Source organism: Ideonella sp. P3_A4, from assembly GCF_056403075.1.
The window spans coordinates 1-5,224 of the sequence record NZ_JBFUGE010000420.1; the positions used below are offsets into that span (position 1 = coordinate 1).

General features: G+C 68.4%; 5 protein-coding genes. 1 reads left to right on the forward strand and 4 read right to left on the reverse strand.

Annotated features, from left to right (window positions below; translation table 11 throughout):
• The 4 genes from AC1DYI_RS25690 to pedF form a co-directional block, all read right to left on the reverse strand.
• Positions 1 to 252 (reverse strand): cytochrome b (locus AC1DYI_RS25690; protein ID WP_477206969.1); only part of this gene is annotated, 252 nt, incomplete at its 3' end.
• Between the two features lie 11 nt (positions 253 to 263).
• On the reverse strand, positions 264 to 2,408 hold the full coding sequence (locus AC1DYI_RS25695) for a TonB-dependent receptor family protein (RefSeq protein ID WP_477206970.1): 2,145 nt from the start codon (positions 2,406 to 2,408) through the stop codon (positions 264 to 266).
• Positions 2,409 to 2,452: 44 nt separating this feature from the next.
• Positions 2,453 to 3,280, reverse strand: coding sequence for a substrate-binding periplasmic protein (locus AC1DYI_RS25700; RefSeq protein WP_477206971.1), 828 nt, complete (start codon positions 3,278 to 3,280; stop codon positions 2,453 to 2,455).
• Positions 3,264 to 3,755 (reverse strand): cytochrome c-550 PedF, encoded by a 492-nt coding sequence (gene pedF, locus AC1DYI_RS25705; protein WP_477206972.1) that lies wholly within the window; start codon positions 3,753 to 3,755, stop codon positions 3,264 to 3,266. The genes AC1DYI_RS25700 and pedF overlap by 17 nt, the downstream gene beginning before the upstream one ends.
• A gap of 251 nt (positions 3,756 to 4,006) precedes the next feature.
• On the opposite strand from pedF, the gene AC1DYI_RS25710 reads away from it, so the two are divergent.
• On the forward strand, positions 4,007 to 5,224 hold a 1,218-nt coding region (locus AC1DYI_RS25710; protein WP_477206973.1), incomplete at its 3' end, for a TonB-dependent receptor.

The window sequence follows — 5,224 nt, forward strand, 5'->3', positions numbered from 1 at the left end:
GGGCGACAGGTTGCGCGGCAAGGCCGGCGGACGGTGGGCCAGGCGCCAAACTAGGCGCACGAGCACCAGTGCCAGCAGCAGAATGCCGATCGACTTGTGCAGGTTGATCACGGCACCGCGCGCAGGCGTGCCGCGTGGTGCGATCGTGTCCAGCGCAAAGCCGAACACGATCTGCGCCAGCAAAGCCAGGCCGATGCCCCAATGCAGCAGCATCGCCACCCGGCCGTACCGAGCGTCGTTGTTCGTTTTCATGGTGCTCCCTTCTAGAAGCTGTAGCTGGCGTTCACGCCGGCCAACCAGGTGCGTCCCGGCGCCGGCTCGAAGAAGCGGCCGTTGCCTTCGTTGACGATCACCGAACCGGCGTAGCGCCGGTCGAACAGGTTGTCGGCGCGCACAAAACCGCTGAAGCCCCAGGCGCCACGCCGAACGCGGTAGCCCACGCTCGCACTGGCGATCGCGAAACCCGCCGCCTCGTCGCTGTTGAGGTCGTTGACCGGCACACGGCTCAAGGCCCGCAGCTCGGCACCGGCGTTCCAGCCTTCGGCCGGCGCCCACTGCAGCGCGGCATAGGCCGAGCTGCGCGCCACACCTGGCAAGCGGTTGCCGGCCGGGATGACCAGCGTCGGCGTGGCACATGGCGGCGCGGCGCAGGTGGTGAAGCTGTCGTCGTAGCGTGCATCCAGCCAGGTCAGTGCGGCGCTGGCCTTCCAGTCGTTGCTGAAGCTTGCGCTCCAGCCCAGCTCGACACCGTCGCGCCGGGTCTTGCCGGCGTTCTGGAAGCTGGCGCGGCCGCCGAGGTTGGTCTGCGTGACGATCTCGTCGTCGGTTCGCACCGCGAACAGCGCCAGGTTCAAGGCCTGGCCCTCGCCGATGCGCCACTTGGCGCCCAGCTCCAGGTTGTCGCTGCGGGCCGGCTTCAGCGCGGTGTTGACACCCGCCGAGCCGTCGCTGCGATAAGCCAGCTCGTTGAGCGTCGGCGTCTCGAAGCCACGGCCGGCCGACAGGTACAGGTGCAGCGCGTCGCTGGCGAGGTACATCACCGACAGCACTGGCGTCGTTGCGCTGAACGCCGTGCTGCCGCTGTCGTCGCCATTCGGGCCGCTGATGTAGTGGTCGCGGCTGCGCACCTTGACCTCGCTGTGGYGCACTCCGGCGTCCAGCCGCCACATCGGGCTGGGCCGCAGCGTGGCCTGCAGGTACTGGTCGAACGCAGTGCTGCGATTGTTCTCGTCGCGCCGCAGATTGCCCTTCACGCCAAGCACGTCGCCGATGAAGTTCTCGTAGCCACGGCGGTGTTCGTCGAGTGCGTCGAACGACACGCCGGCGACCAGCGCATAAGGCATTGCCGCGCGTCGCTCGTCCAGCGTCCAGCGCAAGTCAGTGCCCTGGTAGTCGCGGGCCAGGTCGATCACGCCACCGGGGTGGTTGGGGCTGCCCTGCGGTGCGGTGGGGATGGCCTGGAACTGCTCGGTGTGGCGGCTGCCGCCRTACACCATCGCCTGCAGCCGCTGGTTGCCGGCCATCGCATGCTCGTAAGTCGCGCCCAGCTGGGTCTGGTCGACCCGCTTGCGCGTGTTGAAGCTGAGCGCCACCGGGTCCACGCTGCGCGGGTCGGTGTCGTACTGGGCGCGCGTCAGGCCCAGCGGGTCTTGCGCCTCGGGCAACGAAACGCTGTTGGCCACCACCGTCAGCTTGTCGCCTTCGAATGGCCGCCAGGTCAGCTTCAGGTTGCCCAGGTCGCGCCGCGCAGCGCTGTGCTCGCGGTAGCCGTCGGTCTCGAAGTGGCTGAGGTTCGCTGCATAACCAAACGCACCCGCCTCGCCCAGCGCCTGCACGTTGGCCCGCATCACGTCGTCACTGCCCGCGGCCAGGCCCATGCCCAGCGTTGGCGGGCCACTGCCCTCTGCGGTTGTCACCTCGATCACGCCGCCCGACGAATTGCCATACAGCGCCGAGAAAGGCCCGCGCAAGATCTCGATCCGCTGGGCCGAGCCCAGGTCGGCATGCGAGAGCTGGCCCTGCCCATCGGGCAAGGTGGCGGGGATGCCGTCGATGTACATGCGCACGCCGCGGATGCCGAAGGTCGAACGCGCACCGAAGCCACGCACCGAGACCTGCACGTCCTGCGCGTAGTTCTGCCGGTCGCGCGCCAGCAGACCCGGCACCGGGCCCAGGCTTTCAGAGATGTTGACCTGCAGCCGGTTGTCGCGAACCTGATCGCCACCGATGCGGTCGACCGATGCGGGCACGTCGAACGGTTGTTCGGCCAGGCGGGTGCCGACGACGACCACGCTGGAGGTGGCCGCAGCAGGTGCGTCGGCCGCTTGGGCGTGCGCCTGCCATGGCAGCGCAGCCAGCAGCAGCGCATGCAGGCCACGCAGCGCGAAGGGGGGGTTGTCTCGTGTCATGTCGTTGTCGTCCCGTCCATTGGAGTCGTCGGTCGCAGCGGTGCTCAAAGATGCCAGCCCACACGCTGTTCGGCAAACAGGGCCTGCAAACGTCCGCTGGCTTGCAGCGTTTGCATCGCCTCTTGCAAGGCTGCGGCCAGCTCGGTGGCGTCTTGCCGGATGGCGCAGCCCACCGCCCAGCCGCCGGGCGGCACGCGCGGCGATGGCAATGGCTGCAGCTCGAAGCGTTTGTCTCCACCCAGCACGCTTTCCAGCTCAGACGCCAGGCCCGCCGCCGCGTGGGCCTGGCCGTCGCGCAGCGCCTGGGCAGCGCCCACGCCGTCGGCAAACGCCGTGCGCAGGCCGGACGTCAGCGCACCGGCCAACAACCAGCCCGCCATCGACTGCCCCGCCACGGCCACGGGGTGGCCCTCCAGCTCGGCCAGGTTCTCGATTCTGCCGAGCTGTTCGCGCTGCACGGCCAAGACCACACGCTCCCGGTAGTAAGGCGCCAGCACCAGCACCTGCGGGTTGGCCTGCATCAGCGCCCGCTCCACCGGCACGTGCAGCAGCACGTCGGCTGGGCCCCAGCCCAGGTAGTGCCCTTTCCACACCATGTTGCGCAGGTCGTCGCTCATGTTCTCGCCGGCCTGGAACGGCAGTGGGCTGAACTTCAGGCCCATTGCCTGCGCCAGCGCGCGGCCCAGCTCCATGTCGATGCCACGGCCGTTCGCATGGAACGGCGGCATCTCCTGGTACAGGCCGACCATGAGGCTGCCGCGCTCGCGGATGCGCGCCAGGCTGCCGCCCTGCGCGCGACCGACGCTGGGCAACATCGCAGCGCCGGCCATGGCCAGCAGTGCACGTCGACTCGGTTCACATCGGTTTTTCACGGCGCGTCTCCAGATAAGCCTTGATGGCCCAGATGGCCTCCTGGTTCAGCGTGCCCTCGAACGGCGGCATGTAGACCGCGCCGTTGCGAGAGCGGCCGTGCCGCACGGTGGTCAGAAAATATTGGTCGTTCTCGGCCACGCACGCCGCCTTCTTGGCCGTGTCTTTCAAGATGCTGCAGTCGTTGTCGAGCCGGCGCAGATCGGGCGCGATGCCACCGGAGATGGCCTCCAGCCCATGGCAACGCGCGCAGTTCTGGTTGAAGGCCGAGGTGCCGATGCGCACCGCCACGCCCTGGCTGGCGTCCTGCTCGCGAAACGGGTTCTGCTCGCGCCAGCCTTCGCCGAGGCTGGGMAGCTCATGCGTGTCCACCGCCTGCGGTGTCACGTCGCCATGCGCCAGGGCGACGGCATAAGCCACCAGGCCGGTGACCAAGGCCGCAGCCGCGCAGGCCGTGTGAAAGCTTTGTCTCCTCATCTCTGAATCTCCTGGTGAAGGTGGATGCGATTGCTGTCTGTTTCGCAAAGCACATGCCACCGACGTGCGGGCAACCTCATGGGGACCTTGCTCAGGGAAAACAAGCACGCGCTTGTTCCAAATGAAGACAACGGGACAGCTGTGACACCCAGCCTGGTACGCCCCGACGTCGGATCGGGCTGAACTGGAACAGCAAACCCTCGTCTTCGTGGGCGGTGTCACGGGCACGGCTGTTGCGAACAAGACCGCCCATGACGCGTTGGACTGTTTCCCTGTGGCGCTCACCGGCCCTGCCGTGTTTGGCGCTGTCGAGCCTGGGGGCCGTCAGCGCACAGGCCCAAGCCGACATGCCCGCAATTCAACAGATCGAGATCGTCGCCACCTCGCCGCTGCCCGGCCAAGGCGTGGACAGAGACCTTCTGCCCTACATGACCCAGGTGCTGCGGCGCGGCACGATCGACGCGGCGCAAGCCGAGACCACCAGCGATCTGCTCGCGCGCCGCGCGGCCGGTGTGCAGGTCAACGACGTGCAGGGCAGCCCCTACCAAGGCGACCTGAGCTTTCGCGGCTTTCGCGCATCGGGTCTGCTGGGCGCACCGCAGGGCCTGTCGGTCTACCTCGACGGTGTGCGCATCAACGAGCCCTTCGGCGACGTCGTCAACTGGGACCTGATCCCCGAGTTCGCGCTCGACAGCGTGGCGCTGGTGCCCGGCGCCAACCCAGCCTTCGGCTTGAACACGCTCGGTGGCGCGATCTCGCTGACCACGCTCGATGGTCGCCACGCGCCGGGCTTGCAGGCCGAGGCCAGCGCGGGCAGCTTCGGTCGCCGGCGGCTGAGCCTCACACACGGCGGCGTCGATGACGACTGGGATCACTTCATTGGCATCGGCCTGTTCGACGAAACCGGTTGGCGCGACCACTCTGCCGGTCGCCTTGGTTCAGTGCTCGGCAAGCTGCGTGTACAGACCGACGCCGGCCAGTTCGGCCTGCATGCGCTGGCCGCGCGCAGCCGCCTGGTCGGCAATGGCCTCGTGCCATGGGTCAGCCTGGACGATGACGGCAACCGCACGCCGGACCTGGCCTGGTTCCACCGCGCCGCCGTCTACACCTTCCCAGACCGAACCGACCAACGTCTGGCGCAACTGACCGCCACCTGGCGCTACACGCTCGACAACGGCGCCGCGCTCGACGCGCTGGCCTACAGCCGCCACACGCGGCGTGACAGCGTCAACGGTGACCAGGCGGACGACGAAGACAGCGGCGCCCTCGCCTCGTTCAACCGCACGGCTACGCGGCAGCAAGGCCAAGGTGCGGCGATGGCCTGGTCGTCACGCATGGGGCCCCATCAATGGCAGCTCGGCGCCAATGTGGACCGAGCCCATGTGCGCTACCGGCAAACCGAACAGGCCGGCGACTTCAACGCCGCCCGCGGTGTGGTGCCCATCGACGGCGCCGAGCCTGAGCTGAGC